4 protein-coding genes are annotated in these 18,444 nt (G+C 53.8%); all 4 read right to left on the bottom strand.

The window, feature by feature from the left end:
- Positions 1 to 17: 17 nt before the first annotated feature.
- The 4 genes from WC772_00170 to WC772_00185 are packed head-to-tail and all read right to left on the bottom strand — an operon-like array spanning position 18 to position 18,362.
- On the bottom strand, positions 18 to 5,582 hold the full coding sequence (locus WC772_00170) for a glycosyl hydrolase family 8 (protein ID MFA6169173.1): 5,565 nt from the start codon (positions 5,580 to 5,582) through the stop codon (positions 18 to 20).
- A 57-nt stretch (positions 5,583 to 5,639) separates the two neighbouring features.
- Positions 5,640 to 9,875: a glycosyl hydrolase family 8 gene (locus tag WC772_00175; protein MFA6169174.1), complete on the bottom strand. Its 4,236-nt coding sequence runs from the start codon at positions 9,873 to 9,875 to the stop codon at positions 5,640 to 5,642.
- On the bottom strand, positions 9,862 to 11,931 hold the full coding sequence (locus WC772_00180) for a tetratricopeptide repeat protein (protein MFA6169175.1): 2,070 nt from the start codon (positions 11,929 to 11,931) through the stop codon (positions 9,862 to 9,864). The genes WC772_00175 and WC772_00180 overlap by 14 nt, the downstream gene beginning before the upstream one ends.
- Positions 11,928 to 18,362: a hypothetical protein gene (locus WC772_00185; protein ID MFA6169176.1), complete on the bottom strand. Its 6,435-nt coding sequence runs from the start codon at positions 18,360 to 18,362 to the stop codon at positions 11,928 to 11,930. The genes WC772_00180 and WC772_00185 overlap by 4 nt, the downstream gene beginning before the upstream one ends.
- Between the last annotated feature and the right edge of the window lie 82 nt (positions 18,363 to 18,444).

Below are 18,444 nucleotides of genomic sequence, written 5' to 3' on the forward strand. Positions count from 1 at the left end.
TTTGTTGAAAATTTCAGTTAAAAATGTAAGAACTGGGCAAAGTCCGCGCTTAATCCGACATTCGTGCTCCGGTAAGAGAACTGGTCGGTCGCTTGATAGTTGAGTCCTCCCCAGAGCTGGAAAACCCCGATGGTGCCGGGATTCCATTTGAGCGCCAGATTGGCTCGGAGAGGAACCGGTCCCCAGAATGGATTTGAGCCGCTACCACCGCGCAGATAATCGGGGGTTCCTTCGGATCGGTCATTCCCGACGTTAAATAGGCCGCGGCTGATATCGAGGTCTTTGCCGTTGGCGCCGCCGCCGGGAACCCGCTCATGCTGATAGAAAACAAAGCCCAAGCCTAATTCCGCAGAGAGGGTGTTATGGCTGACCGCGGGGGTCGCTTCGGCCAGATCGCCTTTGATCTTAAGATCAAGGCCGGCGTCTTGCCGGGCCGGAAAGCGGCCGTCGGACAAGAAGTTATAATTGCTGTAGAAACCGTTGGCCTGGACCTGGACCGGCCAACGAGGGAAGAAACCGGCGGAGTTTAAGCCTAAACTTAAATAGGTCGTGTTGAGATCGGAATTATTAAAGTCTCGGCTGTGAGAAGCGGTCCCCAGCGCGTAGCGGGTGAACAATTGGACGCTCCCTTCGACGTTAGGTTGACGGTTGAAGATCGGCTTGGGAGCGGAAGAGTGTGGATCTTGCGCGCCGCTTTGCAGGAAGCGATAATTAAGGTCGAAAGTCATGGTTCGTCTTACCCAGGGTAGGTCGGGATTGGCGCGCAAACCAAGGTAAGCGGCGCCCAGGGAGCGGTTGCCCTGGCTGGAGGTCCGGTTGTCGGCAAAATAGGAGAGGCTGGGAATATATTGGTCGCGCAGGAACGGGAGGGCGAAGCGCGTGGCTAACCGGTCTTCCCTGGAGGCATAGTTGCCGCTCGTTTCTTCGAAATGGGTCGCGGCGACGGAAACATTGGGGGCCAAGACGCTGTTTTCCATTCGGCGCAAAGAAAGGGCGATCTCTTTGAGCGGCCGCCGGATTTGATCAAGATAGAAGCGAGCTTTTTCCAAATATTCGCGCATGGCCGCCTGGTTGTTTTCTTTTTGCTCCAGGGTGGCCAGTCCCAGATAGATCTTGGCAAGTAGTTCCAGCTTGGGGATGGAGCGTTGCGGCAGAGTATCGAGCGTCCGCAGAGCGTGTTCGTAATTTTGTTTGGCGGTCGGGTAATCCATGATCGGCCGGCCGAAATTATAGACCTGGCCGAGCCCGTATTGGATCTTGGCCCGGAGGAGCCGGCTGTCTTTAGTATTGTCATCTTTAACCTTTTTTAAGGCGTCATTATAACGATCTCGGGAAGCCTCGAAATTTTCCCCGATCCAGCGATAAGAATACAGATCGCCCAAGAAGACCAGGCTCTGGGCGTCTCCCCGATTGGCAACATAGGCGAGGTGGGGATCGTCGCGGCGGATCGCGCTGGTCAGCGCGGGAATTGCCAGGGCGTCTTTTTCCGCCTGGGCGAATTCTTTCCCGCCGATATTGGCTTCGACCCGCTGATAGGCGAGCCCGAGCTCGAGCCGGCGGTAACCGAGCCGGCGGCTTTCAAATAAGGTTTCAACCTGCTTGAGCAGGGCGGCCTTAACATTGGTCGCGGCGACCGCTTGCGGCCAGCTCTCTTCGACGACATAGGCTTCGCTCAAGTCCAAAATGATCCGGGCGGCCAGGTCGGGATCTTTTTCCCGCAGGGCGATCCTGATCGCTTCGCTGTTTTCCAGGGAAGCGCCGAGAAAATCAAGGAACGGCTTGGCGCCAAAGTCCCGCCGCATTTTGGCTTCGACCTGGATTAAATTAAATCTGACCCGGTAAATATCGCGATTGGCGATAACTGTTTTGACTTCGGTCGGGACCGGCAGGTCGATAGCCTCGTCAAAGCGCTGGCGCCAGAGGAGTCCTTCCGCCATGTTAAGCCAAAGGTTGGCTTTGACCCTCGGCTCCAGGTTGGGGCGGTCGATCGGGGCGAGCATTTCCCTCATTGCTTTGCGATTGCCGTTAACTTCCGTTTCTACTTTGGTGAGTTCCGGCGTTTCTCCTCCCAGGAGTTCCTGGCCGATAAAAACGATCCGTTCTTGAAGGTCTTCGTCGGTCCGATAGGCTTCGGTCAGGTCGTCCAGCGCCCGCAGGATAAGAGAAGACGCTGGCGGCTCGGAAGCGAAGATCGCTTTTGCTTTTCCTTCCAGCGCGGCGATCTGCCGGGGACTATAAGTTTCGTCGGTCCGCATTCCAGCTTCCAGCATTCCGAGCTGGGCTTTGGGATAAGCGACGGCGTCTGGCGTTACCCGCTGATAGTAGGGGAGAGAATCGGCGTAACGTCCCTGCCAGTTGAGGATATCGCCTAAACCGGAGAGGGCGAAGTAGTTGCGGCCGAAAACGCCTTTAAGGTCTTCGAGCGTCAGCAGTTCGGCAAAAGGCGCGGCGGCCGCCCCTTGCTTGACCGTGAAAAGTTCGCGCAGGGCGGGGAAGCGGGTTAGTTCGTCCGCCGACAAGTCGGTTTTTTCGCCGATCGCCAGACGATAAAAAAGACCGGCGTCGGTGAAGTTTTTCTGGGCGGCGAGAATATCGCCGACCGTTTGCAGGGCGGAAGAAAGACTGGTCCCTCGGAGGAGCGGTCGGCCGGTTTCGGCCAAACCGAAGACCCCGTTCAATTGTCCGGCCGCGGCGACCAGGATCGCTTCTTTTCGTTCGCGGTCCTGTTCTTTATCGGCTTGGGCGAGGGCGATTTTGCCGAGCCAGACCCAGGCTTCCGCCTGGATCTCGCGGAGTTTTTCGGTCACTGGCAACGCGGCGACTTCGTTTAACAAGCGACCGGCTTCGCCCGGTCTGCTTGGCGTGCCAAGGAGCGCGGTGTACCCTTTGATGGTGACGGTGTTTTTCCCGTGCCGGACCGGCTTGTCCTGCGCGGCGTTGAAATCGACGGCGATAAAAGCCTGGCGGGTCAAGTTTTCCGCCAGGGTCCGTTTGGCATCGGCAATAATTTCCGGCTCCAGGAGATCTGTTTGGCCGATGATCTTACGAATGTTGGTCTCGGCGTTTTGGAGCATGACCAGCTGGGTGAGAGCGTAATCTTTCGGCTGTCCGGTCCTGGTCTCGCCGGCCCGGAACATCTCTTCTTTGACCTGCCAAAGGTAGTTGAAGGCTTCCATCTGCTTGACCCAAAGAGGCCGATTGGCCGGAGCGGTGATGATGGTCGTGTTATAACCGTTGAGCCAACGGGTGTTGTCGGCCAGGAAGGCGCTGGCGACTCGGAGTAGCCTTAAATGGGTGTGACCGGTCACTCCGTTAATGGATAAAGCGGTGTTCCGCAGGTTGAGGTCTTTGAGAATGAACGAAGCGCGGAGGAGGCACTCCGCCGCCATCTGCTTGATCTGGACAAAAAAGAGGTCAGTTATTTCACTGACCCGGGTTGCCTGTTTGAGCAAGTTGTAGGCGGCGGTGATCCGACCGAGCGCCTGGGTTGGAGAAATCTCTTCTCCAGAGAGGGCAAGCAGAACCTGGGCTTTTTGGATTTGCGCGTTGCCGCGGGCAAAGCGGAGCCGCCGCCGCGCTTCGTACGGATGCTGGGCCCGGGAAAGATCGTTGTAAGTTTTTCCCCGGTTTATTTTGGGGTCTTCGCTGACCTGGTTGGTCAAAACCAGGTCGAATTTGCGTTTGGCCGCTTCATAGTAACCGTCGGCTTTTGTCCGGTCGGGGGCGTTGATCGCCATTTGCAGGATCATTTCTCCTTCGAGCTCCGGATCGGGGAGATTGCGGATCGTCGCGTTGCTGGGGACCCGGCTGTAATAAGCGTGGATCTCTTGATAGAGCCGATACCGGATTTCTTTTTTGGTCAAACCGGCGGGCAAATTACGGCCAAAACCGAGGGTCTTAAGCTGGTCCGGATATTTATCCGGTTCCGCTGCTAAAATAAAAGCGATCTGGGATTTTTGATAAATATCCCCCGCGCCGCTGAAGCTTTTGATCGCGGTATTGAGGTCATCCAGATAGGTTGGATCACCGATTTCACGTTTTTTCAGGAAGCGGACAAAGAGGAGATCGAACATCGTATGGGAAGCGGAAAACATTTTCGCGTCAGCGGTAACCCAGGCGCGCGCTCTGGCGCGATGATACGAGGCCAGATAACCTTGGTTGTCCTTGCTGGCCATTGCTCGGGTCAGTTCAGCGATCTGGGTCTCGTTTCTGGTTTTTAGAAAAGAAGGCGTTTCGTCGAAACGGATAAACTCGCGCGGCAGGGTTGTTTCTTGTTTTGCGGTCCTTGACTGGGGCATGACGATCCCCTGGGTAGAGTGATGGTTCATCAAGCTTAACGCGAACCAGACCCAATTTTGCGCATAATAATCGTCGTCTTCCGACGCTTGCCAGGAACCTTGTTTGTCGTCGTAGCGGGCCTGGATCCGGGTGAGGATTTTATTGGCCGAGTCGGTGTCGCCGGCCGCCCAGAAGTAGACCAGGTAAGCGGCGAGGGACTGGGGAGTTTCGCTGCCCCAGTGTTCACGGCCGTCAAGCAGGTAACTGCTGAAGATTGTGCCGCTGCCGCTGCTGCTAAGCTGCTGTCGCAAAAAAGAATATGGGCCAAAGTCAGCGGGCGTGCCGGTCCGATCGTTAAAAAACCGTCTGGCCATCGCGTCGTTCGGGTTTTCCTTAAGCCGAACTGCCATCCAATAAAGGGTCCGGAACGCGTCATCGCCGCCGAAGTAGAAATCTTTTCCGGTGTGATCATCCTTTTGCCAGCTGTAATCGTGAAGATTGAATTGGTTGTCGATCGCGATCCAGGCGGGGGTAAGATTTTTATTGCCGACAACCTTTTGTTTGGCGGGATCATAAACGGTGGCGTCCGCCGACCGCTCGATCAGTTCATAGGCCGGGGCGACCATCGAGCGCCAGTCGTGGGCTTGGTCGGCGCTGGCAAAAAGACGATCGTAATAAGAAGGCCGGAAATATGAAGTGTTGATGCCGAAAGTCGGGCTATTGTCGAAAGGATCGCGGGTCTTATCTTGGGTGTCGCCGGCGAGCAGGACCCGGCGGCCGGCGACAACTCTGGTTTCCTTGTTCCAGATGTCGTTTAAAACAGCCAGTCCTTCGCCTTGGTAATTGATCTGGCCGGCGCTTCCCCATTTTTGATGAGCCTGGATGAGAGCGGCGGCAATATCCTGGTCGGCGTCGGAAGCCGGGTCGGAATCAAAATGGGTGGCGACGACCCCGCCGGCGCGGCCGCCGCAATCGGGGGTCCAGCGCCAGGCGAAAAGATGATCGTTTTTATTGAAAGCTTGCCAGGTCCGGGTGTTGGAGTTAAAAACCTGGCGGATATTTTTTCTTTGCAGATTGGTTTGGACCCACTGCCAGACCCGGTCAAAAGTCGTCCGGTCGTTCATTTCGACCGCTCGGAGCAGGGCGTAGGAAGCTCCTTCAGAATAGGTTAATTTTTCATCGAAATTGCCATCGGCGTCGTTGTCGTTGTTATCCAAGTCAGCGATCGGACGTCCGTCCGAAGCGATTTGTTTCTTAACGGAATAATCATAAGAGGTCTTTAGTATGCCGCTAAAATCTACCATGATTGGTCTCCTTTCTGACTATATATCGTTAATTTAGGCAAATAATTTCAGTCTAAATTAGAAGGTGTAACGATCTTCAGCAATATCGGGGAAATCCATGGTCATAAAGGTTGGACGATAGAAGAGATCGTATTTGACCGTCGAGCGACGGGATTCAAAATAGGTGCTTTGGCCGAACTCATAAACCACATCGCCTTTTGGCTTGGTGCTGCTTAATGAAGACGCAACAGTCATGAAATGGTAAAGTTCCGCTCGGATGGAGTGGAGATCAAGGGTTAGACGTTCGCCGTACTGTTGTTCAAATTTAACGGAATTGTCCAAGGTTCCAAGTTGATTCATGAGCTCCGTCAGTTTGGCGGCGGCGGCAGGAAAGTCGCGTCGGCCAATCAGGGCTGTTACCGCTTTCATCTGCCGGCCTAACTGGGCGAAAACGTCGGCCCTTTTCAAGACGTCAAAAATCTGGGCGGTTTCGGCTGCGGTCAGTTGCAGTTTTTTAGTGTTCAAGTTTTGGGCGAATTGTCCCTGGCGGTTCAAGAAATCAGGCTTGACCTTGCCGCCCCGGTCAAGGCAACCGGCGGCAATCAGCGCTTCCTGGACCGGCTGTCGTTTATCGGCCGCAACTACGTAAGAATAGCGATTTATTTGACTATTGTAATCCAACATGATTTGGGCGACGTTTAAGATTTTATTAGTGATGTCGAGCTGGTGGGAATTAAGATTGTTGGCCAAGACCCGAATGACCTGTTGGATCTTATCGGTGATATGCGTTGGTAGAGGGGAGGCGACTAGCCGATCGCTGGCCTGCAGAATCGACAGCGCCTCATCGTAGCGTTTCAATTGGGTCAGAGCGCCGGCTTCCCTGATATTGAGCTGAACCTCGAAATAAATCCGGTCCTCTTCATTAAAGTCGCGATAATTCCCCCTGATTTTATTGATCAGGCTGATCGTTTCTTCTGGGTCGACCAGGTTTTTTACTTTCACGTAGACTCCGTTTTTTTGGGTCGGGATCCCGGCCAGTAAGTAGATGACCCGAATAAAATCAAATTCGACCCCAAGATACTCGTTCTCCTGGATATTGCCTTGCGGTAAAACCTCGCTTATTGTTTTTGCTTCGTCCAATTGCCGGCGGGGATCGTTGACGGCATATATGACGGTGCTGAAGTTTTTACCATCAAGAAAATTAGTCGGCTCACCCAGTTGGTTGATCGGAGCGACATAAGCGGCGTCGCGGATGTTTATTTCCAATTGTTTAATCCGCGCCCAAATATGAAGATAGGGGAACCGCTGATTGATATTGGGGAAAAATGAATCCCTGGCGGAGGCGACTAAAATATCCGCCAAACGAGAGTGATTTATTTTGCCGCTGTACGGCGTGCTATTGCGTTTAAAAATATCAAGAACCGTACTTTTATCTTGAGGGCTTAAAATATCCAGCCGTTTAGCGTCGAGATTAGGATCCGTCCCGCCCAAAGAGTTAATGATCCAGGGGTACAAATTCCAAAGCTTCAGCCAGATTTCATTGCGTTGGTCGCCGAAGGAATCAAGATCGGAAATAATGACCGTCCCGGGATATTGTTGATTAAGCGTTTGTTCCGCTTGGGCCATGGCGGAATTAAGCGCCGGGAATCGTTTCAAATCATCGATAGTCTTCTGATTGGCCGCGGTGTTTTCCGGATAATAGCGGATCCGGTCGGCCAGAAGGAGGAGAAGTTCCCCCTCAACCATCGTCGCTAAATCCAGAAAGAACGACGAATTGACCCGATCAATGGTGTTTAACTGGGCCTCGATCGGGGGGGTGGTGGAAAAGTCCTTCCAGAAAAGACCGGTCAAGGCCTGGGCCGCGATCTTGCCCAAAGTGCGGAAAGTAATGTAATTAGCAATCTCATCTTCACCGGTCAGACGGTTGGCCAACAGGAGCTCTTGCTTGGCTGATTCGACGTTGATTATCTGCTCGGCGACGTTATTAATGCTTTTTAACCGCGGCCAGGCGACCAAGGCTCCGGCCTGCTTGAGGAGGGCGATTCCGTGATGATAGTGATAAATGCCGGCCAGGGTGTTTTTGCGGGCCGTCGGGTTGATATAACCATGGTCAATATTAAAAGTAATCGCCTCATCGATTACTTTTGGCGCGGCGACAAGTTTGAGCCGATAACCATTCGGGCCATCGGGGATCGTTAGGTCTATTTTGATGCCTCCCCGCTCATTGGTGGCCGAAATGCTTTGATAAATGGCAAACGCGGTCCGGTAATAGTCTTGATTGTGGGTGAGATTGGCCAGCTTTTGATAAAGATCGGCTAAAGTGATCAACCCTTTCAAGAGAGTAAAATAGTCCGGCTTGGATGGATAAGTCGGCTGATTTTGCAGGTCTTCGATCTGGGCGATGCCGCGCCGAACCAGGGCAATCCCTTGCTGATAGTAAGCTTTATTTTCTTCCTTGGCTTGAGAATATATTTCCGCTTGAATAAAATTGAGCTCGGCCAGATTATAGAGCGGCGGCAATCTTTTTACTTTTGAGGTCGCGTCGGCCGCTTTTTGGGTTTCCAACCGGTTTTGGAAAGCCTGGGCGATCGAATTGGCTTCGGCTAAGGCCTGAAGGTTGGAATTTTCCATAACGTATTGAAGGTAGACCCCCAGCAGGGTGATCGCGTTGGCCCAATATTGCCGGCTGTCGACGAAGAAAGAAAGGAGATGCGTTTGCTTTTGCTGGTCAAGGCCGTGGATGGTCTTCAGTTCCGGGAAAGTGCTTAATAGCTGCGCCAAATTATAGGAGTCGAAGTCGGCGGCTAAGACATCCTGCTTGGGAACAGCGGCGATTGCCCGTAAAACCTGGGCTAGATCGGCGACATCCAGGCGGCCGTTTTCAATTTCAAATTTTATTTTTTCAGCGTCAAGCCTGGGGCGCCCCTCGCAGCCGACGAAGCCGATGGACGAGTCGATCTCGCCGAAGGGGAGCGTTTTGCCCGGGGTTGACGGGGCCGGACCGCTGGCTGCGGCCGTGGTCGGCGCGCCGGCGATGATTCCCTGAAGAAAAGTGTTTTTAGGGTCGTCATTGATCAAGGAGAGGCTAAACCAGATCCAATTTTGGGCGTAGTAAAAATCATTTTCCCGCTCGGTTCGCCAAAACCCGTCCGGATTGTAATTGACCATGATTTTTTCCATGATCTTATTGGCGGTTTCTTTGTCGCCGGCGACCGCAAAATAAGCCATGTAAACGGCCAGCGTCTGCAAAGATTCGCCTGCCCAGTGCGGCGTGCCGTCCAGATTGTAGCCGCTGACAAGCGTTCCGCGGGCGGCAAATTCCTTTCTTAAAAAGGCCAGGGGCCCAAAGTCGGCGGCGGTCCCGCTGGCGTCGGTCATATAGCGGCGAGCGGCGGAATCGCCGGGATCGCGTTGCGCCTGCGTCGCCAGCCAGAAGAGCGTCCGGAAAGCGTCCCCGCCCATGTAGTAATCATTGCGGCTGTGATCGTCTTTTTTCCAGCCGTGGTCCCTGATCCGCCCTTGGCTGTCGAGCGCGATCCAGTCGGGGACTAAATTGACCTTCCCCTCGACCGGGGCTCCCGTTTCGTTGTGAAAGGTGGTATCACCGGCTTTTTCGATCAGCTCATAGGCCGGGGCGGTCAGAGAGCGCCAATCATGAACCGAATCGTTCTGCGCGAATAGCGTGTTGTAATAGGTCGGCCGCAGGTAAGAAAGATTAATACCGAACGTCGGTTCACCGCTTAAGGGATCTTTGGTGTAGATCTGGGTGTCGCCGCCGAGTAAATAGCGCCGGTTATTGATGACCTTGGTTTCTTTGGTCCAGATGTCATTTAAAATAGCAACCGCCTCGGTTTTGTAATTCGGCTGTCCCCACTTTTGAGCGGCGAGGAGCAACGCGGCGGCAATGTCTTGATCGGCATCGGAGGCCGGGTCAATATCATAAGTTGTCAGAACGGCGCCGGGCCGGTCGTTAACGCCGGGCAGGTAGCGCCAAGCGAACAGATGATCGCGTTTGGCCGGGTCGAGCGGCTCAAAAGCCTTAGTGGCCGGGTTGTAGAGCTGGCTGATGTTTTGGCGCTGCAGGTTTTTTTGCGTCCAGCGCCAGACCTTGTCGAAAGTCTCGCGATCGTTCCTTTCCACGGCGCGCAGCATAACATAAGAGACCCCTTCTGAAAAAGTGATTTTTTCCCGCAGATCACCGTCTTTGTCCAGATCGGTCAGGTCGGGGTCGGCCAGCGGGCGGCCGTCCGCGGCGATTAAATTGCGGCGGTAGTAGTCATAGGAATTGCCTAGGATTTCATTAATGTTGACCATCGTCTATTAACCTCACTGTTTCTAATTCTTTTTTCATTGGCTCCGGCAGATTGATGCTGGACAAAGCGTCAATCATTAATTGCCAGCGATTGGGCGCGGTGGTCAGATCGACTTCAGGCATCAGCAGAATTTTCTTTAAGTAATCATAACGGTTGAGCTTTGGCCAGTCAATGGCCTTGTCGAAGTTGGCCTTTGCTTCCTCCAGGTTCGTCGCGGTCGCGGCCGAAACCCGTAAGATGCCGATAAGTGAAGCGAACGCGAGGTCCAAAAACGGCCGACGTTCGTTCGTGACCTGGCCGAACGCCCAGTTAAATGAACGGTCGGATGAGCTTAATTGCCCCGTTTTTTCCCAGGCGAGGACGCTTTGGAACAAGCTTTTGGCCGCGGAGTAATCACCCTTGGCCTTATGAAGGTTGATGAAAGCGAGTCCAAGCTGGGCTTTAGCTTCAAGATACTTGATCTGGTCGGAATCAGCGGCTTCCCGATAATGACGAAAAGCGCTTTTTTCGGCTTCAGCTTTCCCCCAAGCGGAGACTTCTTGATAATATGGTTCCGCTTTCTCGAACATTCCTTGAGAGAAATAGAGATCGGCCAGTTCCAGCCTGGTGCGGGCGAGGTAGCCGGGAACGGAATGTTGATGAATCTGCTGGGCGACCATTATTTCCTTGCCTTCGGGCGAGAATTCCTGAATAAGCCGCTCATAGGTCTGAATGGCCTTTGGCAGATTGCCCAGCAGGAGTTGAATTTTTGCCATTTGGAGAATAACTTCAAAATACTCTCTGACGTACTGAACGCGGGGATGGTAATTGATCCCTTCGTCGGGTTTCTTGTCGGCATCCTTTAACGCTTCTTCCGCTTGCTGCAGATAGCCGGGATCTTTGAGAAGCTCGGCCAGTTCAGCGAGTGTTTTCGCCCGATCAATCCGTCTTAAGTTGGCGTCTTTAGCGTTGATCGGTCCAAGGGTTGGGCTGATCAAGTCGAGGTTCTCAAGGTGTTCAATAAGGTCATTAATGCGTTCCAATTCTTCGTGATTGGAATAGCGGCTTTCGATAGCCGGGCAATGAGGGAGCGGCGAAAGAGGATCAGCGCGATCGGGGCTAATCCCGTTACCGGTTGTAATATTGGCCGTCAGATCAAGCGGGCGCAGGGCGGCTTGATACGCCGTTTTAGCCGCTGGGTCGGTCAAGCCCCACGGCCGAAAAGTGCGGCCTTCCAGTTGGGAGATATTCATGAAGATGGTCGCGCCTATTTTTTCCCGGCTAAAAAAGGCGACCGCTTGATTGATGTAGGTCGCTTGCTCCGCCGGCGAACCGGAACTGCCGAATTCCACGATTATCGGCTTGCCCAGGGCTTTTATCCCCGGGAGAGTTTGTTTCAGCAGTTCGAGGCCCCCTTCGTTATAAGCGGAGACCTGGACCCATTGGAATTCATCGGCTGGGGGGGGTGTTTGCCACGAAGAAGGATCGTTCGGATTGACCTGCCAGACCCAAGTGATGTTAGTGGCGCCGGCCGTAAGAGAGAGCGCGCGGATCTTTTGAAAGGCGGCTTTTGCCTGATCGGTGGAGATCTGGTGGGAGGGATCGGCGCGGAAAGAAACTAGGACCGGTCCGCCAAAATCTTTGGCCCCGGTGGCGAAGTTGGTAATGCCTTCATTATATGTCCCATCAATTATCCCTTTTATTCCCAGAAACTGACTGCGGGATTGGCTGCCGCTTCCCGGTTCAATAATAATGTTAAGGGCCCCCCCGGTTTTTTTCATTTCGACCGCTTCTTTATGCGGAAAGGGGGTGGCGGACATCATTTCCCGAAGTTTAACGAAACGCTGCGCCAGGTCGATGTGCTGGCCGGACATCTGGGCAAAACAGTAGAGGTGTTCTTTGTCCGCCGCTAAATTGGCCATTACCCCGTGGTACATGCCGGTTTGGGGCGGGACAACTATCTGGTTGGCGGTTTGCTTGGACAGATACAACCGCTGATAAGCCTGCTGTCCGCCGGCCGCGGCGGTAACCAGCGCTAATGTTCCGATAAACTTCTGGAGTCTGCTAATTTTGGTCATTGTGCGCTCCTCCCTGTTGCGGCAGAGTCGATCTTCTTAAGCTCCGCTTGGGCCAGACTAACCAGCAGCTCATCTTTCGGTTCCGGCCGGAAGATAGCATTATACGCCGCTTTAGTCGAAGTGTCTTTTTCTGTCAGGTAAAGCCGGAAGGCCCAATAAAGATTGGCGGCCAGGCCCATCTTTAAGTACTGCTCACGATTAACGACGGCCTCAAAGGCTTCCCTGGCCTCGTCTGTCCGGCCTTGAGCTAAAAGCCGATAGCCGGTGAAGAAGTAGCGGGCGTCTTCGCGGAGCGGGCGGCCAATCGGAACATCTTTCAGGTTAAACCCGAGTTTTTCCAGCTCTTTTTCCGCCAGCAGGACAAAATTCATATCGCGGTAGGTCGCCGGATCGCTGACCAACCCCTTGAGGATATCGGTCCCTTCCTGGTATTTTCCGGCTTGAATCAATTGGTAGGCCCGGAAGAAGCGAGTGCCATTTTCATCAAAAACATCATTGATGATTGTCGCCGCTTTGGCTCGGGCCGCTTCGACTGCCCCTTCGGTGGTCCCTGCGGCGTGCTTGGCTTCCGGGTTTAGCGTCTGACAATTTTTAATGAACTTATAACCGAGGTAGTTAATATAGGCGGCGTAGAGCGCCCAGAATTCATTGAAACCGAACCCTTGGCTTAGAGGATTGCCTCCCAGGACCAGGAAATTGGGGACCGTTTGCATCAGCCCGACCGCGACCGATGAAACTGAAGTCGCGATGAGGTAAGAAAGAAAACGGCTGTTTTCTTCAGGGAGAGCCCCTTTCTTTTGCAGGGCGGTCACGACAAATTGACCATATTGCCACCCTTTCCGGAAGAGTTCCGTCACTCCGCGGGTGGATTGGAAAAAGAAGGCCTGGTTCATGGCCGGGCCCTGGATAAAGGCCCAGTAAAAGAGGCTCCGTCCGGTCGCGGTGGTATTGCGGCCCAGGTAGTGCCGGGAATTTGAGTACATGGCGGCGCCGGCCATGAAATCAAAGGCGTAGGAAAACAGGAAGTAATCGTCAACAATATAGGGCTTGATCCGTCCGCCGGAGAAAAGGAAGACGGCGGGGGAGACATTCCTGGCCAGCTCCGCCCGCGGCCATTGGTACCAAAGATCGAACAGGAGATGTTCATATTTTTGCTTCCAGGAGCCGGAGATCCCCTGACCGCCAAAGAACTTGACCACTTCGCGCATTTCGTACGGCATCAAGGCGTCGGCCGCCAGCTGCATCGCGGTGTTGTATCTTTGCGCGTCTTGGCCGTGGACCTGGCCGTAGGTGTTGGGTTGTGATTCAAACCCCGTGACTTTTATATGATATTTAAGCGCCAAGCCTAAAGCTAAGGCTAACGCGAGGACTCCTTGTTCGTCTTCCGAAACCCCCGACAGCCACCCTTTTTCGCGACAGTAGAGGACCAAGGCGACATAGTGGGGCTTGTGGACCATTCGCTCCCAACCGCCGGAGCGGTTCAGGAGCTCGGCCGCGAAAGAGAGGGAGACCCCTTTAGGCAGTCCCAGCAAAACCTCGACCAATTCAAAGAGGTGGCGGTGCTGGCCGACGAACTGGGTCCCGTTTTCGATCGGTTTGCCGTTCGGTTTATCGTTAACGTCGAAATCGAAATCTTTCCCCAGCTGGAGAGAGCCGCTGCGCCCTTCCCGGTCGGGCGGAAAAGCCTCGCTGAACAGCTGACGGACCACCCCGTAGAAATATTCGTCGCGGAACTGCGCCTGATCGCCGGCCGGGAACGCCTCGTCGCGGAAAAATTGGCCGTGCTGGCGCTGACCGTGAACGACGCTGTGATAGGTGCCGTCGATCACTTCCGGTTGGCGGGTATAGAAAATCTCGATCGCCAAGCTGTCAACGGCGTTAAGGTCGCTGAAGCTGGAGCGGAGGTGCAAGTCGGTCGCGGCGGAAACCTCGCCGAGGTAGAGTTCGGTTGTTCTGATGTTGCCGTTGGCGTCTCTTTCCATGGAGCCAAGAGTATAAGCTTTGAATTTGTCCTCTTTTTTGTCATACCGGACAAAGAGGGTCTTCAGCGGCAGATCGCCAGTCATGGCAAAACGGATAAATTTGGTGTCTTTCCCGGCCCTAATCGCGGCGGTCCCCCGGTTCGGGGTCGGCCGGTAGCTAATCGGTCTGGTCAGGGAGAGCGGAACCCATTTCACTTTGCCTTTGGCCGTTCTGATCTTGGCTGAAGAAGTTGGGACGGCAAAGAAGAGTTGGCGGTCCGGTTCCGCGGCCGCCAAACTAAAAGCGGTTTCATTTTCTTTCGACCGCTTGACCGAGACTTTGGTTGTTCGGGTGAGGACCAGCTTGATTTCGCCTTCGATCTTGACGATGCGGGGCCGATATTCTTCGGTCCCGGAATAATCCGCGGTCAGGCGATGGTAAAAGGAATCGAGAGAAGTCATCTGCCGGGCGCTGTTCTGCAGAAAACCGCGGTTTTCGTTGTCGATCAATTCATCCGCCGGAATAACCTTTCTTTCCGTCCCGTTTTCGTCGATCAAGTGGAGGAAATGTTTCCCCTTCTCTTCTTCGACCCGGACGGTCAGTTCGTGTTTGTCGAGCAGTTCCCGCAAGCCGTTGTAGGCCGGGTTTAACTTGCTTGGATTGGACGAATCATAGAGATGAACCGGCAGGGAATAGATAAAATTCGGATTGTCTTTTAGCGGATCGTCGCGCCGCAGCTTGGTGAAAACCAGGCTCTGGCGGTCAGCGCTTAGCTCGGCGCCGATAACTTTGCGCGCTTCTTGAGTGGTGGCGAGGGCGAAAGGCAGTCCGGTCAGGGGGGCGACTTTTTCACTCCCGTCCGCTCCTCTGACCAGCAGGAGCCCCTTCATTTTTAGCGATCCTTGTTTGATCTCTTTAGTATGGCGGGCGTCTTTAACCGGCGACCAGGTGTGGGTTGTTTCGTCGATAAAGATCTCGTCGCTGGAGTTTACTTCTAAAACCTGGTCGACCTCCTTGGCCATTTTGATCCCGGCCCAGCGTTTGTCAAAGGGGAGCGTAGCGCAGTTGGTCGAGATGGTTTTGAGTTTTAAGCGCCGGCCTTTCTGCTTATCGTCATACGTTTCGATTGAGGTGATAAAGTTGGGCCAGAATTGTTGTTTGGCTTCGGTGTCGGGATCGAGCCGCGCGAAACGGAGCCGTTCGTAAGGCTTTTCCCCGTAATTGTCACCGTAGTTGGCGACCAGCCAGGTCGGATAACCGACCCTTTCTTCGAAAACATTGATTTTGATGCGGCGGTCGGCGATCAGTTCGGGCGGGTGCATATGATGCGGCCATTCGGTCTTGATCACTCCCAGCCGGTTATCGGACGCGTCATAGACCTCGATGTAATATTCCCCTTCTTTATTGCCGCGGATCAGGCCGTAGGCGATCGCTTTCCAATCGCCGCCGCCTTCAATGAAGGCCATCCGGTTTTCCGGGTAGGGGATATCGAACCGCTGGCCGTCAACAGTGTAGCAAAAGCCGATGGAAGAATCCTGCAGGCCCCAGGTTAAGACTTTATTGACGTCATGGTTGTGGTCGGGATTGGGATAGTCGGCGGTCCATTCGTCGTAGCCGACGACGCGGAGGATTTTGTCTTTTTCTTCGGTATATTTTAATTCGGCCTGGAGCTCTCTTTCTGTGTTGATGACGATATAGGCCTCGTCGCAAACATTGTAGTTTTGCGCGGCGGCCAGAATGAGCGCCTCCGGTTTGTCGCAAAACCAGAGGGCGTCTTTGCCGAACTTCGCCTCGAATTCGGCGTAAGGTTTATCTTTGAAATTGACCTGGGCCCAAGCTTTAAAGGCATTGATGAAGCCGGCGGGGGCGGCTTGTCCGGCGATCCAAGTCAGGTTATCGGTGGGGATAGTTTTTCCCTCCCAATCGATAATGTGGTGGGGGGGGAGGAGCTCTTGATTGCTGTAGAAGCCTCTGACTTTCAGCGGATGACCTTCGTGGGAAACTTCGACCTCGCTTTCGATCGTGGCGATGTTCGCGGGAGTATTATCGACATTTTTCATCTTGTTGGACATTGCTTGGGAAAGGCCCAGGACCGGGGCGTAATCTTCCCGCCGGACCCAAAGATAAGGTTGGTTTTCGGGCTGATCGCCTTTTTTGTGATTGTATTGCGGATTGTTGACCCGAACGTAAGTCGACGGAACATAAGCCGGTCGGAGCGTTTGCTTGCCGGCGTGGATAACCAACTGCCAGACCTGGTAGAGGGTATCGCCCAAATGGGTTTCGGCTTTTGATAGGTTGGCGGTTTTGGTTCCGAGCCGATCGTCATAATAATCCAATTTTCTTAGTACGTGGTTGTGTCCGACGGTGAAGATCTTCAGCATGTCCAGGAAAGTTGCTTTCATGTCCTGGGGGGTAACCAGGTCGTTTTGGTTGGCTTCCCGCAGATATCTTGCCATTTCCAAGAAGCGGAACCCCCGGATCCTGACGGCATCGAAGCCTTGCCGCATAAAGGGGTCGTCGCCGTCCATTTTAAAGCGGCGGTCAGCTTCCGGCCGTTTTTTGTCCTCTGTCATCATGGCGCGCAGGTGGGGGATATAGTATTCGTTTGAAGCTTCGTCAATTTTGGAAAAAAGCTGTCCCAACTCATCAAAAACAACCGCTAAGTCAGCGGCGGCGGCTTTGGCGTCGGCCGGCATCATGGCGGAATCGGTAAAGCGATCGTAAGCGGCAAAGAATTTGCCGTAGAGCTCCTTTTGCCAATCTCTAAGGGTTTGGTGGACTTCGCGGGCGGCGCGCAAATGGCGGGCTTTTTCCAGGTTAAACGGATCTTCCGCTTCGCCGCCGCAAAAGTTGACTTCGGTTCCCGGATATTCCATGGTCAGGACATTGATTAACTTGGAGAAATTGCGGTCCTGTTCGGTCATGTAGGCGATCATCCGGGCGCAGGTCGCGGTCATTCCCTTGCGCATCGCGTCCGAAATGTAGCTGTCCTCCGGATTGAACATCGATCGCTTGAAGTTAAGGGCCGAGCCGATCCCGGCGGTGCCGGAGTGCCAGTCGGCCATGAGCGCCCAGTAACCGGTGTAAACGGTCGCCAGATCAAAGAAGAGGGCGAGCGGCGAGCCGCCGTACAAAGCGGTCGGGATGATGGTGGTGAGTAAAAGCGGTAGATATTTTACCCCCAAACCGAAAGCATATTCAGTGATTAATTTGTCAATTTGGGAAAAATAATGATTGGTGGCGCGCTTAAAAGCCGCTTCAACCCCGGCAATTATTTTAGTTTCTGTTTTTATTTGGGCGGGAATATTTTTATGGTCTTTGAGATCGGCAAGGATCTCTGCGGCAGTCGTTCCCTTGACGACGTAGGTGTCGGTCCCATTGGTGAGCGTTACGCCGGTTACGCCGTCCGAAGTTCTTTTCCCCAACAGCGACAAGGTTCGTCCGTCAGCCAGCGTGACTTCGCTGGTGTTGCGGCCGTCGATCCGCTGTTCCCGCCAGTTGGCGATCGCTTCGGTCCACCTTTCGATTTTGGTCTTATTAATCGCCAAACGCCAGACAAGCCCGGCGCCGGCAAGCGGCAGGACGAAAGCGGGGACTGACGAGTAAAAGACCGCCGCGGTCATGAGGGTGAAGGCGCCGAAAAGCAGGGTCCGATACGAGAGATAATTGATGCTTCCCAGAATTTTTAAGTTAGGAAAAAGAATATTCGTAAATATTTGTTTTTTGCCGAGGGGTTCGAGCATGGCCATCCGGGTGCTTAAGACTCGGCGATAATCAAGATAGGATTTTGCCAGGGTGGCGAAAAGTCCGCCGCCGAAAACAAAATAATGGACATCCTTCAAGTGATCGTGAAACGCGGTGAAGGTGTCGGAAACGGCGTCCAAGAACATGAAGCCGTGATCAAAAGTAACGGCGCTCCCGTAAACCATATTGGCCATCAGGGATAAGGGGAGAATCCTGCGGCCAAATTCAAAAAGTTTTCCCCAAGTGGAATGGGGATTGGCCTTATGAACGGCAATTGAGGAAATGATCCCGTAAACGGTCGAACCGCCAAGCAGCAGGCCGACCCCGGCCGTCCCGGTTAAAAAGGCGCCGATCCCGGCGGCGGTGCCGGCGCCGATCAGAAAAGCGGTCTTCATCTGGGCCCGGTGAATTTGCGCGCCGTTGAAGTCGGCGGAAATGGTGGCGTAGGCGGCTTCCAGTCCGGAAGCGATATTCTCGAGCGGTTTGGCCGTGCCGACAAAGAGCTCGTCAATTTGCTCGGGATTGACTGCCCGAAGCATGTAAGGCTGGATGGCATCAAGCGAGCTAAGGTTGGCGCGTTGCGATCTTTTTAAAAGACCATTTTTGACCAATTGATCGAGCGTAGAGCGAAGATCATAGGGGTGAAGTTGCCGCAGGCCGCCCGCCAATGTTTCACGATTGACGTAGCCGAGCTGGCTGTAAAGACGGGTAACTCCTTGACTCATGATTGCTTCTCCTTTCGTCCCACATATATATCGCCGTTTTTGAGCGATAATTTCAGCTGATTTTGATCGGTTGCCGCCGGTT

The sequence above is a fragment of the Candidatus Margulisiibacteriota bacterium genome (genome assembly GCA_041661965.1).
In the GTDB taxonomy this organism is placed as follows: domain Bacteria; phylum Margulisbacteria; class WOR-1; order O2-12-FULL-45-9; family XYB2-FULL-48-7; genus XYB2-FULL-45-9.